The organism is Nitrosospira multiformis ATCC 25196, from assembly GCF_000196355.1.
Taxonomy (GTDB): domain Bacteria; phylum Pseudomonadota; class Gammaproteobacteria; order Burkholderiales; family Nitrosomonadaceae; genus Nitrosospira; species Nitrosospira multiformis.
Map to the genome: position 1 here is coordinate 3,125,413 of NC_007614.1, position 16,629 is coordinate 3,142,041.

General features: G+C 54.7%; 13 protein-coding genes and 1 riboswitch. Of the genes, 7 read left to right on the forward strand and 6 right to left on the reverse strand.

Features of this window, described 5'->3' with window-relative positions:
* The first annotated feature begins 439 nt into the window (after window positions 1-439).
* Entirely contained in the window at window positions 440-1,879 is a 1,440-nt protein-coding gene (locus NMUL_RS14190) for a diguanylate cyclase domain-containing protein (protein ID WP_011382004.1), read from the forward strand.
* Here NMUL_RS14190 and NMUL_RS15840 read toward each other — a convergent pair.
* A complete protein-coding gene (locus NMUL_RS15840; RefSeq protein ID WP_146063200.1) occupies window positions 1,862-2,062 on the reverse strand; it encodes a hypothetical protein in 201 nt (66 codons plus the stop codon). The two genes, NMUL_RS14190 and NMUL_RS15840, sit on opposite strands and share 18 nt — an antisense overlap.
* A gap of 605 nt (window positions 2,063-2,667) precedes the next feature.
* On the opposite strand from NMUL_RS15840, the gene NMUL_RS14195 reads away from it, so the two are divergent.
* From NMUL_RS14195 to NMUL_RS14205, 3 genes are all read left to right on the forward strand, one after another.
* Entirely contained in the window at window positions 2,668-4,338 is a 1,671-nt protein-coding gene (locus NMUL_RS14195) for a dihydroxyacetone kinase subunit DhaK (RefSeq protein ID WP_011382005.1), read from the forward strand.
* A gap of 671 nt (window positions 4,339-5,009) precedes the next feature.
* Window positions 5,010-5,501 (forward strand): SRPBCC family protein, encoded by a 492-nt coding sequence (locus NMUL_RS14200; RefSeq protein ID WP_011382006.1) that lies wholly within the window; start codon window positions 5,010-5,012, stop codon window positions 5,499-5,501.
* 102 nt (window positions 5,502-5,603) lie between these two features.
* Window positions 5,604-5,696: riboswitch (cyclic di-GMP riboswitch) on the forward strand.
* Between the two features lie 43 nt (window positions 5,697-5,739).
* Complete coding sequence (locus tag NMUL_RS14205) at window positions 5,740-7,128, forward strand: alkaline phosphatase PhoX (RefSeq protein WP_011382007.1); 1,389 nt, start codon at window positions 5,740-5,742, stop codon at window positions 7,126-7,128.
* Window positions 7,129-7,365: 237 nt separating this feature from the next.
* Here NMUL_RS14205 and NMUL_RS14210 read toward each other — a convergent pair whose 3' ends face one another.
* Window positions 7,366-7,695, reverse strand: coding sequence for a hypothetical protein (locus NMUL_RS14210; RefSeq protein ID WP_011382008.1), 330 nt, complete (start codon window positions 7,693-7,695; stop codon window positions 7,366-7,368).
* A 385-nt stretch (window positions 7,696-8,080) separates the two neighbouring features.
* Between NMUL_RS14210 and NMUL_RS14215 the strand changes: the two genes are divergently transcribed.
* From NMUL_RS14215 to NMUL_RS14225, 3 genes are all read left to right on the forward strand, one after another.
* Window positions 8,081-9,109, forward strand: coding sequence for a YheT family hydrolase (locus tag NMUL_RS14215; RefSeq protein WP_011382009.1), 1,029 nt, complete (start codon window positions 8,081-8,083; stop codon window positions 9,107-9,109).
* 220 nt (window positions 9,110-9,329) lie between these two features.
* Complete coding sequence (dnaE, locus tag NMUL_RS14220; protein ID WP_011382010.1) at window positions 9,330-12,854, forward strand: DNA polymerase III subunit alpha; 3,525 nt, start codon at window positions 9,330-9,332, stop codon at window positions 12,852-12,854.
* A gap of 152 nt (window positions 12,855-13,006) precedes the next feature.
* Complete coding sequence (locus tag NMUL_RS14225) at window positions 13,007-13,741, forward strand: YggS family pyridoxal phosphate-dependent enzyme (protein WP_011382011.1); 735 nt, start codon at window positions 13,007-13,009, stop codon at window positions 13,739-13,741.
* A 210-nt stretch (window positions 13,742-13,951) separates the two neighbouring features.
* Here NMUL_RS14225 and NMUL_RS14230 read toward each other — a convergent pair whose 3' ends face one another.
* The 4 genes from NMUL_RS14230 to NMUL_RS14245 form a co-directional block, all read right to left on the reverse strand.
* Window positions 13,952-14,212 (reverse strand): YfhL family 4Fe-4S dicluster ferredoxin, encoded by a 261-nt coding sequence (locus tag NMUL_RS14230; RefSeq protein ID WP_011382012.1) that lies wholly within the window; start codon window positions 14,210-14,212, stop codon window positions 13,952-13,954.
* A gap of 2 nt (window positions 14,213-14,214) precedes the next feature.
* A complete protein-coding gene (gene coaD / locus NMUL_RS14235; protein WP_011382013.1) occupies window positions 14,215-14,712 on the reverse strand; it encodes a pantetheine-phosphate adenylyltransferase in 498 nt (165 codons plus the stop codon).
* Window positions 14,713-15,252 carry a 16S rRNA (guanine(966)-N(2))-methyltransferase RsmD gene (gene rsmD / locus NMUL_RS14240; RefSeq protein ID WP_011382014.1) on the reverse strand — a complete coding sequence of 180 codons (540 nt, stop codon included), beginning with the start codon at window positions 15,250-15,252 and terminating at the stop codon, window positions 14,713-14,715.
* A gap of 62 nt (window positions 15,253-15,314) precedes the next feature.
* Window positions 15,315-16,625: a M16 family metallopeptidase gene (locus tag NMUL_RS14245; protein ID WP_011382015.1), complete on the reverse strand. Its 1,311-nt coding sequence runs from the start codon at window positions 16,623-16,625 to the stop codon at window positions 15,315-15,317.
* Window positions 16,626-16,629 lie beyond the last annotated feature (4 nt).

Below are 16,629 nucleotides of genomic sequence, written 5' to 3' on the forward strand. Positions count from 1 at the left end.
AAAGCCAAGCGACTGGCATGCCTGTGACGAGCGGCAAACGAGCCGGAAAAATTTTCGCAGTATTGTTTCTGGCCAACCAGGATGGGGCAAAAAGGCGATCTGTCGCGCTTTGTTGAAGAAGCAGGGAGCGAAGCAGATTTTGCCTCGATGGTCGATGAAGCCCTGCAATGGGCACACAAACCCTGATGCGGGAGGTGCTGGATACAAATATTCTCTTTTCTCTTCAGTGCCTTGATCTCACCGTAATGGAAAGCCTCACGTAATCTATCTAATCTATCGCCCGTGGTGATCCACACGCTTCTAGATTGTGACGGTCCGCTTGCAGTTGGATGAAATTCGCCGGGGCCAGTAGTCAAAAATATGCCCTTTCATATCGAAGGATCGTTAAAATCGTAGGTGAACTTAGGTAGAGTTTTGAATCTATCAGGAGATCATCTCAGTGAACAAAGAGAAAGCTACGGCACCAGGACGAGTAAATAAAAAACTGTTGTCAGCTATCGAGAAACAGAGGGTAACAGCGCTCGGACTTTCACATGCGAAGCTTCGCCCAGAGAGGATTCTGGACGGTATTACTGATGCGTTTTATACCTTGGATCGCGAATGGCGCTTCACGTGCCTAAATAAGGAAGCAGAAAATCTGCTGCGACGCTCTCGCAGTGATCTTCTGGGCAAGGTGATCTGGGAAGAATTCAAGGAGGCAGTAGGAACAATCTTCGATCATGAATGCCGCCGGGCGCTCGTGGAAAATACCACAGTGAAATTTGAAAACTTCTACGCTCCTCTAGACGGCTGGTTCGAGGTACACGTTTATCCTTTGGAAGATGGTCTGGCTGTTTATTTTAATGACATTACGAAGCGTAAACAATCTGAGCAGGCGCGCCAGGAGGCCGAGGCCCGCATTCGCCAGCAGGCTTCCCTGCTTGATAAGGCAACCGACGCGATCATTGTTCACGGAATCGATCATCGCATTCAGTTTTGGAATCAGGGCGCGCAGCGGTTATACGGATGGACCCCTGAAGAGGTCCTCGGTAAATCCATAGAGATGCTGTATGACAATCCCTTAGCCTTCCATGAAGCGAGCAAATTGCTATTGAATAAAGGCGAATGGAGGGGGGAGATCGCACAGCGGCGCAAAGATGGGAGTATATTGCTTGCTGAAGCACACTGGACTTTGGTTAAAAATGACGAGGGGCAAGCGCAATCTGTTTTCGCAATCAACACCGATATTACCCAGCGCAAGATGGCGGAAAACAAAATCGAACACCTCGCCTTCTATGATTCCTTGACCGGATTGCCCAATAGGCAACTCCTGCTGGACCGGCTGAGTCAGGCACTCTCGGCGAGAGCCCGGAAACATCGCATGGGCGCGTTACTGTTTATCGACCTCGATAACTTTAAATTACTCAATGATACGTTCGGCCACGATTTGGGGGACCTGTTGCTGCAGCAGCTGGCTCCTCGCCTGATCTCCTGCATACGGGAAAGCGACACGGTCGCTCGCCTGGGCGGCGACGAGTTTGTAGTAATACTGATAACGGACTTTAGCGAAAATTATGAAGAATCCCTTGCTCAGATAAAGGCCATTTGCGAGAGGATTCACAGCGCATTCAATCAGCCTTTTAATCTCCGTGCATATAAACATCACAGCACGGCGAGCATCGGCGTCGTACTATTTAACGATCAATCGCACACGACAGACGAGTTGCTCAAGCAGGCGGATCTCGCGATGTATCAGGCAAAAGCATCAGGCCGCAACGCAATGTGCTTTTTCGATCCGGACGCAAGCGGCAATGAATGCCTGCACCCTTCTGGAGGCGGATTTGCACAAAAGCTGGAAGAGAAACGAATTTGTTCTCCATTATCAGCCCCGGATGGATAGCAGCGACTTATGGGGGCCGAAGCGCTCATTCGGTGGCAGCGGCTTGTTTTCTCCAGAGTGATTTCTGGGGAGAAACTGCACGCCCGGGATGGGGGTATGCAACGCATCGGTGTATTCATCTATACCAATCGCTTCCAGGAGCAGGACCCGCAGTACGATGGCAGTATTTTTATCCCTGCCCAATGTGTAATCACTCCTTCGATATGGGAAAGATTCATCGGCCCGAAATAACCCCCGTCGAATGACGTATGCTCACATCCGACATGAGCAGCAATTCGGACTCTTTAAAGTGTAGTCAGAAAACGTATAGGGGACAGCACTCTGGCTGCACCTGCCGCGTCCTTTGGTGCGCTTGCGCAGCAACTTGCCATTGACGGCAGTCTCCTCATCACCGGATGACACCACATCGCTTCGCTCCACAGGACGCGCTTCATCATGTATCTATAGTTTCCCGGGCAGAAGCCCGCGCTGTGATTCCGGCATCTTTGCGCCATTCGCCTTGCATTTCATCCTTTCTAGCTATAAAAGAAGTGGTGAAGGTAAATTAAAACTCTCGCGCCGGAGCACAAAGCCTGAAAGGAAGAGAAACGAAACCGCTGACCCGAAAGTAATGCCCTTGCTGAGTGGAAATTTCTGATTATCAAAATAGGTGATTCTGGCAAACAGCATCAGCATAATGCAAAACATTGAGTAATAAATAAGCTTGTCAACCGCCCGTTTCTTTCAGAGACCAGCAAAACGATATCTTCCAGTGACGCGCGCGCATTTATACCCGGGTTGAGCAACGGATGTTGCGTGCGCAGCTTTTTGATCAGCAAAAATTCAGTCAGATAGGAGAAAACATGGCCCAGTTCATCAACACCAAAGAAAACATCGTCACCGAAGCGGTCGATGCTCTGGTCGCGGCCTCTGGCGGTAAGCTGGCGCGGCTCGACGGCTATCCACATATACGGGTGGTCGTACGCAATGACTGGGATAAGTCCAAGGTCGCGTTGATTTCGGGAGGCGGATCGGGCCACGAACCGGCACATGCGGGTTTCGTCGGGAAAGGAATGCTGACGGCTGCGGTGTGCGGCGACATCTTCGCCTCCCCTACAGTCGACGCGGTACTGGCAGGCATCCTTGCCGTGACGGGATCGTCCGGCTGCCTGCTCATCGTCAAGAATTATACCGGTGACCGATTGAATTTCGGGCTGGCGGCCGAACGCGCTCGCCCGTTCGGCTTGAATGTCGAGATAGTCATCGTCGGCGATGATGTGGCGTTGCCCGGCTTGCCGCAAGCCCGCGGCGTCGCCGGCACGCTTTTCGTGCACAAGATAGCCGGCGCGTTGGCCGAGAATGGAGCCGACTTGGCGCATGTCGCCGCAGCCGCGCGCAAGGTGGTGTCAAAGACAAAAAGCATCGGCATCTCGCTAAACACCTGCACCATCCCAGGTTTGCCAAAGGAGGATCGCATCCCGCCCGGCATGGCCGAGCTTGGGCTTGGCATCCACGGTGAAGCCGGGGTTGAGCAGGTCGAATTCAAGGACGCGACCGGAGCTGTCGCTGCCATGGTCGAGCGCCTGTCAGCTGCAATGGAAGAAAAGCCGCATGTCGTTATGGTCAACAATCTCGGCGGCACGTCGGTCATCGAGATGTCGATCATCCTCAACGAAATCCGGCGGTCAGCGATTGGCGAGCAGATAACCCACGTCATCGGGCCGGCGGCCATGATGACATCTCTCGATATGCATGGCTTCTCGATTTCAGCCTATCCTGCCGACGATGCAGAGATCGCCCTTCTCAAGCAGCACACGCCGCTGGCAGCATGGCCCGGGGTCTCCCGGTTGGGTCAGGTCGCGATTCAGGCGCTTCCGGACGGCCTGACGCCAGTCGTTCCGATGCCCTCGATGCACAGGCCGACCAGGGAGTTCCTGATCAGGTGCTGCGAGGTTCTGATCGCCGCCGAGAACGACCTTAACGCGCTCGACGCGAAGTCAGGCGATGGCGACACCGGCAGCACGCTAGCCGGGGCGGCACGTGCCCTGATCAGCGCCGTGGACCGATTGCCGCTTGCCGACCATACCCAGCTCTATCGAGCCATTGGCTTGGAGCTTTCCCAAACCATGGGAGGCTCGTGCGGTGTGCTCCTCGCGATCTTCTTCGCCGCTGCGGGCGACGCCGCCTCAAGCGGCTCGCCAATGCGCGAAGCGTTGCAGGCCGGGTTGCGGAGAATGCAGGAAATCGGCGGGGCTCGCCCGGGTGACCGCACCATGGTCGATGCCCTTGCGCCGGCCCTTGATGTCCTGGAAGAGAGCCTGTCCGAGGCGGCGAAAGCCGCGCGTGCGGGCGCCGATCGCACTGCCCACATGAGCAAGGCGAATGCGGGTCGCGCTTCCTATGTCAATGCCAGGCATTTGGTCGGTCACGCTGATCCAGGTGCTGAGGCGGTCGCGCGACTGTTTGAACACTTGGCCTAGGTTTAGATTGTAAGCATCTGTTGAATCGCCCTGATTTTTGAGCTGGATAATTTTTCCCGCGATCACAAAGAAAACTGCTTCTCCCCTTTTGCTATTTTTACCCATGATGACCTACTTATCATGGGTAAATCCGGCGCGGGATTCAGGCCATCGCGAGTAATCTGCATTTAGCGACTGTGAATCTTCACGCGTGAGGGACCGGGCAGGCCAACGATCAGCACGATTGCAGGTAGGGACACATCGGTCGCAATAGGGGAACTCCCGGTCAGACCGGGTCCGGGAGGTTCTAAAACTTCCGTCACTGCACCTAATATGGCTTGATCATCAGTTAATCGCAGTTCATCATGAAATGTTAAGGTGCCGGTAGAAAGAGAGGGCGCCACCATTGCATTTTGTGGGGCGAGCGGAGGATCGGTTTCCTCTACATTACTTATTTCCTCGGGAGGATTATCCTCGCGAATAGCCGCGTAGTGTTTGTTTTACCTGCCCGTTTGGAATAAATTGGCTAGGCCGCCTTCGATACAAGCGAACATACTCCAAAACAGGTAATGCCCTCTCTTGTACTACCGATGAGAAACGCTTCCTTCTTGCTATTTCTGTGGTCAATGCCATTTATGGCAGGATCGTCAGCAGACTCACCCCAGGGTAGGGACATTGAGGTTCAGGTCAGCATGGCCGGAGAAAATATTATTATTGATCTTAATTTTGCTGTGTCAGCAAACCCGCGGGAGGTCTGGGACGTGCTCACCGACTTCGACCGTATGGCTGATTTTGTCTCCAACTTGAAGGAGAGCAAGGTTGTCAGTATTTCTGAAGATAAGTTTACTATTTTCCAAAACGGCACTGCCACTTACGGCCCCATCCGCTATCCGTTCGAGTCAATACGGGAAGTAAGATTGATCCCTTACCATAAGATATTGACGCATCTGGTCAGCGGCAACATGCACAAATTGGACGGTACTACTTACCTGACTGATGAGACCGGGGGGACTCGCGTGGTCCATCGTACGGAGGCTATCCCGAAAGTCTGGATTCCTGCGGTAGTGGGAAAGGTGTTTATCGAACATGAAGTGCGGGAGCAATTTAATGAAATGAGAAATGAAATAATCCGGAGGAAGAGGGCAGCCCTAAAGAAAGGACACGAGAAACAGGATGGGCGATGACTAGCGAAAGCGATCGCGTTACGCCGGATGGAGCCGAAGGGACTACAAGGACGCGCCCGAACACTGAGGGTTCTGTCATAAGGGAAAGCTATATTTCTGCCGTACCGTAAAAGCCACACCCGTCGCGAGGCGGGGCCGGAAAGTCCCGGATTTGCGCAATTGAAGGGAACTCGCGCAGGTAGCCGGACTGCCAGTACATCAAAAAGCAGACTTTTCCTCAATTTTCCGGAGGTTTTCAATGTTCAAGCAGAAAAAAATAGGCGCTCTTGTTTCAGGTGCGCTCTTGATGGCGACCGGCACGACCGGAGCCATTGCGGCGAACACGCATTTCAGTAGCTTTACCCCGCTGAAAGACAGTGTGGCAGCAGGCTCGCTCCCCGAAAACGCCCCCTTCCGGTTAGCTTCCCCCAATTTCTCCCAGATTCGGATCGCTGACCGCACGACCCAACTCGATCTTGGTGAGGGTAATTCCGGCAGCTGGGATATGATCACCGCAAACGAAACCGGGCCGAATGCCGGGCGCTATTTGTTCACTCCGTTCGAGACTTCGATGGCAGGTGTGCAGCGGATCGATCTGGCAAGCGGCATCACGAAAACCCTCGTTCACCCCGGCACACAGGATTTCGTCTCGGGCGATGCATCGCGCTGGACACCTTGGGGCAGCTATGTCACTGCCGAAGAATCCTGGGGCACCGGCAGTACCAAAGGACGCCTGTTCGAGTTGACCAATCCCGTGTCTGCCACCGGAACCGGGGACGCGAACTTCGTATTCCGTTCTATCCTGCCCCGCGTATCTCACGAGGGTCTCGCGTTCGACAAGAACAACAACCTGTATTTCGTCGATGAACTGAATGGCGGCAGTATCTACAAGTACGTGTCGGCCAACCCGACCGCCAGTAACGGAGGCGACTACTTTGCAGCAGGCCAGACCTTCGCCGTGGCGGTCAATGGCGGCGGCAATGCCAACGCAGTAGGTTCCGTAACATGGACTCCCATTACCGATGCCACAGGCGGCGCCCTCCCGGGCATTTCAGCTCTGAATGCGGACGGCACAATCGATGGCCGAGCGACCGCTGACATGGTGAACGCAACAGAGTATCAGCGCCCCGAGGATATCGAAATCAAGACGCTTGCCAATGGTGACCAGATCCTTTTCGTTGCCACCACGACCACGAACGAGGTGTACTCGATCAACCTGGATGCCAACAACGCGCAGCTCTTCGTCAGCCGCGACACGCTCGATCAGGCGAACGGCACCGCCGTGGGCACCGCGCTCGCCAGTCCGGACAACCTGGCCATCGACGCCGCCGGCAATATTTATGTTATCGAGGATCAACCTGGCGGCAGGGCGGACATCTGGTTCGCGCAGGATGCCAATCACGATGGTGTTGCGGAGTCGCTGGGGCGCTGGGCATCCATGTCCACAGTGGGCGCTGAACCGACCGGCCTCTATTTCGACAAATTCAACCCCAATGTGGCATATGTGAACATACAGCACCCGGACAGCATGGTGGACAGCACCATCATGATCACGGCTGTGCCGGAACCGGAAACCTATGCCCTGATGATGGCAGGGCTAGGCCTCGTTGGCGCCGTAGTGCGTCGCAGAAAAGCCTTCCCAGCATAAATTGCTGCAAGAGTTCCGCGGATTCCTGCCAGTCTCGATGCAGGCGGAAGCGTCCGCTTCCGCCTGCATCGAGATCAAACTCACCCATGTAGCCGGCGATCCGACACCATTAACGATGATCCGCCAGCACCTTTACGGGCCAGGTGGAGCTTGAATTTGTGGCGGGAATGCGCGCCAGTCCTATTTATATCCGCATTTTTGCAGGAATAGCGAAAATGGAAACCGGACCGGATGCCACTAAAATTTTATGCGGGAACTGATGGTCTCGTATATCTTCGAACTGAATGCAGTCGCCTGCTGGATGATCTCCCGCTCGGAGGGGTCCTTGATCTTTCCCGTCTTCGTTAGCTTTTCGCCGACCCTGTAGCCGTTCGCCCACGCCGCGTCGCAAATGGGGTCACCAAAAACATGCTTCTTTTCGGCAATGTGTGCGGCTAATCCGCTCAGGAATTTGTCGTTTGTGCCTGAAAAATAACCCCCTATCGTACACAGCTTGTAATCCTCTTCGTTAGCGGTAACGGTGCTGGAAAAAACCGCCAGAAACAATAACAAAAACAGGTTTTTCATGCTGCTCCTTAAAGATTCAGATTCATGATTGTCGTTCAGCGGGGCTGGGGATGAAGATCAACCGAGATGGACGAAATATCGTTTCCCTTCCCGGCGTCCGGCAACTTCAAACGGGCAACTGCAAAATGGAAGTGCGTAGGTACATCTATTATAGTACTGCTGTTCCGCTGCGCGATACAGATCGTCCTGCCTTCAGTCGATTCATGGGGCTGGACTCGGGTCTGTAATGAATGCCGCCAATAATCAGGAGCACAAGGAATTCTTCAGCTGGACCACCGGCTTTTTTTATTGCTATATTTAAAACGTGTCGAGCGCGGCAGTTCCGTCATTCGAGGTGGCAAGAATCATAAGACCTGATGTGAAAACATTCCTTTCCTCCCTATCCATGCAACCAGCAAGACCTTATGTCGCTCCGCTATGGCTGCGGGGCGGTCACGCTCAAACCATCTATCCCTATTTTCTTGCCCGCCCTTCGATTCCCTACCGACGCGAGCGGTGGGAACTGGACGATGGGGATTTCATCGACCTCGACTGGCTGGAGGGCGAGATGGACGCGCCCCTGATAGTGCTGTTTCACGGCCTCGAAGGAAGCTCGAACAGTCACTATGTCGTAAGCACCATGACCCTGTTTCGCGAGATAGGCTGGCGCGCGGCAGTGGTACATTTTCGTGGTTGCTCCGGTTCACCGAATCGGCTGCCACGCGCCTATCATGCGGGCGATTCGGCAGAGATCAACTGGATATTGGAACGCATCAATATCAGAGAAAGACAGTCCGGCAGGCAACCCTCTTCGATTTACGCGGTCGGGGTATCGCTGGGAGGCAACGCACTGCTGAAATGGGTGGGTGAGCAGGGCAGGCAGGCTTGCCGATTGATCGATGGAGTCGTGGCCGTTTCCGTGCCCCTCGATCTTGCTGCTGCGGGGAATGCTCTCGCTTCCGGCTTCAATCTGCTCTACACGCGCCATTTTCTTGATACGCTCAAGCGCAAGGCGGTCGGAAAACTTGACCTCTTTCCGGATTTGTTCGATCCCGCGGCAGTCAGCGCCTGCACTACGCTGTATGAGTTCGATAATCTCGTAACTGCGCCGCTCCATGGTTTCCGTAATGCGGAGGACTATTGGAACCAATCGAGCAGCAAACCATGGCTCAAGTACATTGAGGTGCCTACACTCATTGTAAATGCAATCAACGACCCGTTCATGCCGCCGCATGCCCTGCCCTCGGGGGCGGATGTTTCTTCCATGGTCGTCCTGGAATATCCGGACGAGGGGGGACATGTAGGCTTCCTCGATTCCCCGTTTCCAGGCAGGCTGACCTGGTTGCCGGAAAGAATCGTCAGCTTTTTCGGCGAACAAGGGGGCCGGATCGTGGTGCAAACCGGCGAAGCAATGCCGGCCACCCAGATTTCCTGACTACGATTTTCGTTGCACCTTCCGGACTTTCCCCTTCAGAAATACTGCTGCGGCGGTACCGAATTCGGACTTCGGAATAGCATCCGGTCAGAAACTGTTGTTCCTTGGCGGGGACCTTAATGCGGTTTAACTGGTGTAAAATACTCCATGAAATTTAGCCGGCTTCCCGCGAGTCGGCTTGCTGCCACAGTCCCTAACCTTTTGCCGCATCAGTCCTCCAGTGTCTGCTCCGACAACGTTTATTCATCTACGGTTGCACAGCGAGTATTCCGTAGTAGATGGCATCGTCCGCATAGACGAGGCAGTGGCCAAAGCCGTTGCTGAGGGAATGCCGGCCCTGGCGCTGACCGATCTCTCGAACCTGTTCGGCCTCATCAAGTTCTACCAGGAAGCGCGCAATAAAGGACTCAAGCCGATTGTCGGCTGCGATGTGTGGATCAGTAACGACATCGATCGGGACAAATCCTTTCGAATACTGCTCCTATGCCAATCCTATCCCGGCTATCTCGCGCTGTGCCGCCTGCTATCGCGCGCTTATCGGGAAAATCAGTATCGGGGGCGGGCGGAAATCAGGAAATCCTGGTTAAGCGCCAGCGATCTCGGAACGGAAGGCCTGATTGCTCTTTCAGGCGCCAATCTGGGCGACATAGGCCTGGCGCTTATACACAACGACTTGGATCAGGCCCGCACCCTTGCCCAAGAGTGGACGGAACTCTTCCCCGGTCGTTTTTATATCGAAGTGCAACGGGCAGGGCACGCCAACGCTGAAGCGCTGGTGCAACGTTCCCTTGCTCTGGCGGCGGCCTTGCGCCTCCCGGTGGTGGCAACGCACCCGGTGCAATACCTGAATCCGGAAGACTACCGCGCCCACGAGGCCCGGGTCTGCATTTCTCAGGGCTACGTGCTGGGCGATCGGCGCCGGCCCAGGCATTGCACCGAGGAGCAATATTTCAAAACCCAGGCGGAAATGAGCGCTTTATTTGCCGACATACCTTCGGCACTTGCCAATACCATGGAAATTGCCAGGCGATGCAATCTGGCCCTGGAATTGGGAATCAATCGCCTTCCCCAGTTTCCGACGCCGAATAACGAAAGCCTGGATTTGTACCTGCGCAATCAGGCCAGCACAGGTCTGGAAAAACGCATGCGAGCACTTTTTCCGGATCCCGATCGACGCGCTGCCGAGATGCCGAAGTATCGCGCCCGACTGGATTTCGAAGCCGATACTATCGTGCAAATGGGTTTTGCCGGATATTTTCTGATCGTGGCTGATTTTATCAACTGGGCCAAGCAGAATGACGTGCCAGTCGGGCCGGGACGGGGCTCCGGAGCGGGTTCGCTGGTTGCTTATTCCCTCGGCATTACCGATCTGGACCCGCTCCGCTATGATCTGTTGTTCGAGCGCTTTCTCAATCCCGAACGCGTCTCCATGCCCGACTTCGATATCGATTTCTGCCAGGATGGGCGCGAACACGTGATCGAATACGTGAAACAGAAATATGGGGCCGAGAGCGTTTCGCAGATCGCCACTTTCGGCACCATGGCGGCCAAGGCTGTGGTCAGGGATGTGGGCCGGGTGCTGGACCTGCCCTATAACTTTGTCGATCAGCTGGCCAAACTGGTTCCTTTCGAACTGGGCATGACTCTGAAAAAAGCGCGGGAGGAAGAGCCGCAATTGAATCAACGGGCAGAAGCGGAGGAGGAGGTTCGCAATCTGCTCGAGTTGGCCGAGCGGCTGGAGGGACTGACGCGCAATGTGGGCATGCATGCGGGAGGTGTGCTGATTGCCGCGGGAAAGATCACTGATTTTTGTCCTGTATATTGCGCGGACGGGGGGGAATCGGTCGTAAGCCAGCTTGATAAAGATGATGTGGAGAAAGTTGGTCTGGTGAAGTTCGATTTTCTGGGATTGAGGACTTTAACCATACTCGACTGGAGCGTAAGGTATATCCGGCAGCGCAAGTCGGGCAATACAGGAAACGATTCCGAAACTCGATCGTTTTCGCTCGAGAACCTCCCGCTGGATGACCCCGATACCTACGCGCTGATGCGACAAGGTAACGCGGTGGGAATCTTCCAGTTCGAATCCCGCGGCATGAAGGATCTTTTGCAGAAAGCCCGGCCGGACCGGTTCGAAGACCTCATCGCGCTGGTAGCCCTGTACCGTCCCGGCCCAATGTCGCTGATCCCGGAGTTTATCGAACGCAAGCATGGCAAGCGGGTAGTGGAATATCTCGACCCTCGCCTGAAACCGATACTCGAGCCCACCTACGGGATCATGGTTTATCAGGAACAGGTGATGCAGATCGCCCAGGTGATAGGCGGATACAGCCTGGGCAGCGCCGATCTGCTGCGCCGGGCAATGGGCAAGAAAAAGCCCGAGGAAATGGCTTTGCAGCGCGACATCTTCGTGTCAGGAGCAGTCAAGAATGGGCTGACAGAGGGCGATGCGGCTGAGTTGTTCGACCTGATGGAAAAATTCGCCGGCTATGGATTCAATAAATCCCATGCAGCCGCTTATGCCCTGATAGCCTTCCAGACCGCTTACCTGAAAGCGCATTATCCGTCTGAATTCATGTCGGCCACCTTGTCCGCCGACATGGATGATACGGACAAGGTACACATATTTTTTGAGGACAGCATTGCCAATGGGTTGGCGGTCCTGCCTCCCGATATCAACCTGTCCGGTTATCGCTTTGTCCCGGTAGACGAGAAAACCATAAGGTATGGGCTGGGGGCAATAAAAGGAACAGGAGAATCGGCAATAGCCGCTATCATTCAGGCCCGTGAGCAGGGAGGTGCATTCAGCGATTTGTTCGATTTCTGTCATCGGGTAGACAAACGTATCGTTAACCGGCGCGTGGTGGAATCGCTTATACGCGCGGGCGCATTCGATGCTATCGACACCCATCGCGCAGCCTTGCTGGCATCGGTTGGAATCGCCCTCGAATCGGCGGAGCAGGCAGAACGCTCGGTTAATCAGGTAAGCTTGTTTGGGGAGGAAATGGGCGTCATCGAACGTCCGGCCCTGGTCAAGGTGCCCGTATGGCCGGAAAAGGAAACGCTGAAAAATGAAAAACTGGCCCTCGGGCTCTATTTGAGCGGCCATCCCTTCAATGCCTACAGGGAGGAATTGAATCATTTTGTGCGCACCCGGCTGAATCGGCTGGTTCCTCAGCGGGAGCCGCAGCTCCTCGCAGGCATCGTGTATGCGATACGCACGCAGGTAACCCGGAGGGGCAGAATGGGGGTGATCGTGCTGGATGACGGAAGCAATCAGGTGGAACTGGTTGCATACAGCGAACTGTTCGAGTCTGCCCGCGGCTGGTTGAAGGAAGATCAGCTTGTGATTGCGGAAGCAAGAGTCAGTCACAGGATGGGCGATGATGAATATGGAAACGGGCTGCGGATAACCGCTGATGTGCTGTATGATCTGGATGGCGCGCGCTCACGGTACGCCAGACGGGTGGAGGTACATTGCAACGGATCCTCCAGCGCCACCAGATTGAAAGAACTGCTTGCGCCCTACCGGCTCGATGGCGGCGGTGCCGGTCCAAAAAAAGGAGCTGCCGGTCATTCGAGCGGCGCCAATGCCGAGGTTTGTCCTGTGCGGATCGTCTACCGAAACCAGAATGCCGCCTGTGAGCTCGACCTGGGCGATGCATGGCGTATCCGCCTCCATGAGCCAGCACTGCAATCTCTGACCGCGCATTTCAAGATGGAAAATGTCAGAATCGTATACTGATGAGTCATGCCAGACTATTCCTGGAGAAGATTCGAATGGGAAGCGTTCTTGACCCCAGGGATGAGTAGTTCTACTATGCTCACGCACACCCTCAACTATCGTTCCCACCGCACGGACCAGGTTGTCCGGAGCGGCTGGTAAAAGGCAGAAAATTGGAACCGAATACATCAACCGTCGCGGCTGGATTGAAAAAAGTAAGAGCCCATATCACCGAGATCGCAGGGAAGGCAGGCCGGCAAGCCGGGGAAATCACCCTTTTGGCCGCCAGCAAAACCAATCCCGCAGAGCGGTTACGGGAAGCGTTTGTTGCAGGACAAACCGTTTTCGGCGAAAACTATTTGCAGGAAGCGCTGGTCAAAATCGACGCCCTTAAGGATTTACCGATCGAGTGGCATTTCATCGGGCCTATCCAGAGCAACAAGACCCGGCGCATCGCGGAAAACTTTGCGTGGGTACACAGTGTAGACCGCAAAAAAATTGCCGAGCGCCTGTCGAAGGACAGGCCCGAAGCGCTTCCACCGCTTCAGATATGCTTGCAGGTCAATGTAAGCGGCGAAGACAGCAAAAGCGGTGTCGCCCCGGAAGAAGTGGCCGATCTGGCAGCGCATGTTGCCGAATTGCCGCGATTAAGGTTGCGGGGAGTAATGGCAATCCCTGAGCTTACCAAATTCACCGCCTTGCAGCGCAGCCAGTTTCGAATGCTGAAGGAAGCCTACGACCAGCTCAAGCAGAGCGGGTATGATGTGGACACCATCTCGATGGGGATGTCGGAAGACCTCGAACTCGCCATTCAGGAAGGAGCAACGATGGTGCGGATCGGTACAGCCATTTTTGGACCGAGACGCTATCCTATCCCGGAGGAGCTTGTCCGGCAAGCACAGCCCTGAACAAGCCTTTCTCATTCGTCATTCCCGCGGAAGAGGGAATCCAGCAGTTTTGAAATAGCGATTTCCGTCACCGAAATAACCGGTTGCCGGCTATTTTTCCCGCCGGCCCACCTGCCGCACTCCGTCCATTCAACCCTTTGACAAATCCAGCGTGAAGAGAGAACGAAGGATAAGGGAGAACGGGTCCTCTTGCTTCCCGCTCGGCATCGGCTATTCCTGAACCGCTTGCCCGGTAAGATCAAGGTATTTTTTGTATAGCTGCTCTCGGGTTTCAGCGATATCCGGGTTGAGAACGATGCAGTCTACAGGACATACTTCCACACATTGCGACTCTTCGTGGTGTCCTACGCATTCCGTGCATAGATCAGGGTTTATTTCATAGTACTCCTCGCCGGGCGAAATGGCGCTGTTCGGGCACTCTGGCTGGCACACGTCGCAATTGATGCATTCATCGGTGATCATTAAAGCCATGGCTACCTCGATGATTTGTCCTTCGACGCGATCTTCATTCCAAGTTGCGTCGAAATAAGGGGGTGCACGAACTTTTCTATATTGCCGCCGAACAAGGCGATTTCGCGCACGATCGTGGCGGATATAAACATATATTGCTCGGAGGGCGTAAGAAACAAAGTCTCGACATCCGGATAAAGCGTACGATTCATTCCTGCCATCTGGAATTCATATTCGAAATCCGACACAGCTCGCAAACCGCGCACGATTACCCTCGCCTGCTGTTGTTGCGCGAACTCCATCAGCAAGCCTGAAAACGGCATGACTTTAACGTTGGGATAATCCGTCAGCACCTGACGCACCATCGCCACCCGCTCCTCCTGGGTAAAGAACGGTTTTTTTCCGCTGCTTGCAGCGACCGCTACCACCACCTCCCTGAACAAACCGGAGGCACGTCGCACCAGATCTTCATGACCCCGCGTAATGGGATCGAAAGTACCGGGGTATATCGCTTTATCCATTTAATTTATCGTGGAGCTTAACAAGTGATAGCACACCTTTCCTGCATGTCCCCTGCGCCACACTGCCCATCCTTCAAACTCCGCGGGGCAATCGTCTTCCAGATAGACCATTCCTCCATCGGCAAGATGTGCGTGCAATTTGGGCAGTAGCCTGGGCAACAAATCGAGACGATAAGGTGGATCGAGAAATATCACATCGAAGCGGCGCCGATCGGAATCAATAAAATTCATGGCATCGATTCCCGCCAGTTCAATGCGCGTTGCCCCCAGTTTCTCGGCGGTGGCGCGAAGCGCTTTCAATACCGCAGGGCTGGATTCCACCATCACGACTTCCGCCGCTCCACGCGAAGCTGCTTCGAAACCCATTGCGCCGCTGCCTGCAAACAGATCGAGGCAGCGTTTGTGGCTCATATCCTGCCCTAGCCAATTGAAGACCGTCTCGCGCACCCGGTCAGGGGTGGGACGCAGGTCCATATCGTTGGGAAAAGTCAGGATGCGGCTGCGCCACTCACCTCCTATGATTCGAACTCTATTTCTCATCGTGCATGCGATGAAAAAAGAGAAAAACGTCTGTCAGGAGGAAGCGGCTTGCAAAAAGTTTTTTACTTTCCACTCGTGTCCGGAAGACCCACCACCACGGTTACCATGCCGGAGGGATTGATGCGTCGCTGGAAAGCCTGGGTTACCTGGGGGATGGTTACCTTCGATACCGCCTTTACGTAATCATTCAGATAGGTCAGGGGCAGATTGTAAAAACCGATCATGGCGAGGTATCCGAGTATCTTCTTGTTACTGTCGATACGCAGCGGGAAGCTGCCGATGATATTTTTTTTTGCTTCGATCAGTTCTTTTTCCGTTGGCCCTCCGGCAATAAAATCAGCCAGGACTTTCCGGGTTATGGAAAGCGCCTCTTCAGACTGTTCTTTCTGGGTTTGCAATGCGATCTCGAAAGGGCCTTCTTCTTTCAGGGGGGTAAACGAACTGTGAACACTGTAGGCCAGCCCATGTTTCTGGCGGATTTCCTCCATCAGGCGTGAGGTGAATCCGCCCCCGCCAAGGATGTGATTTCCCACAATGAGAGGAAAATAATCGGGATCATCGCGTTTGATCCCGGGATAGGCGAGCTGGATATGACTCTGGGTAGCCGGATGGGCGATCCGCTGGGTGCCCTGGACGGGTGGCGTCACTGCCGGGATGCTTTGTCCTCGTTTTTCACGTGGCAGATCCTTGGTCAGGGATTCGGCAATCGCTGCGGCTTCGTCACGGCTTACATCTCCCATGATCGACACCACCGCATCTACCGCCGTATAGCGAAACCGGTGAAAATCGATCATATCCTGACGCCCCAGCTTGCTCACGCTCTCGATCTCACCCGAACCTCTCAATCCATAAGGATGGGTACCGTAGAGCATTTTCATCAGCGATCGGTCGGCAATATTGCCGGGTTTGGTATCCGCTTCCTTGAGCCCTGCGATGACACGCGCTTTTTCCCGCCCCAGGACGTATTCAGGAAAATCGGGGTGCTGGATGACCTTGCCGAACAATTCCAGTGCGCGGCCACGCTCGCGCGCGCTGCTCAATGTTCTGAGCGTAATCCCCGCCCGATCCTGATCGAAATGGGCGCCCAGCTGCGCGCCGACATCAGCGAATCCCTTGGTGAGCTGGTCTTCGGTCAATCCTCCCGCTCCCAGATTCACGAGATGCAGGGCCATCGCCGCGCGGCCTGATTTATCGGGTGTGTCGGTGCTGCTACCCGCACTGAAATCCACACTCACATCGAGAATGGGCAAGTCGCGGCTTTCGATGAAGTAAACGCGGGCACCCGAGTTTGCCTGCCAGTGCTGGATTGGCAGAGTGGCGTACGCCCATTGGGAATAAAAGCCCAGGAAAAGGAAAAACAGGTGACGGAGCATCTCT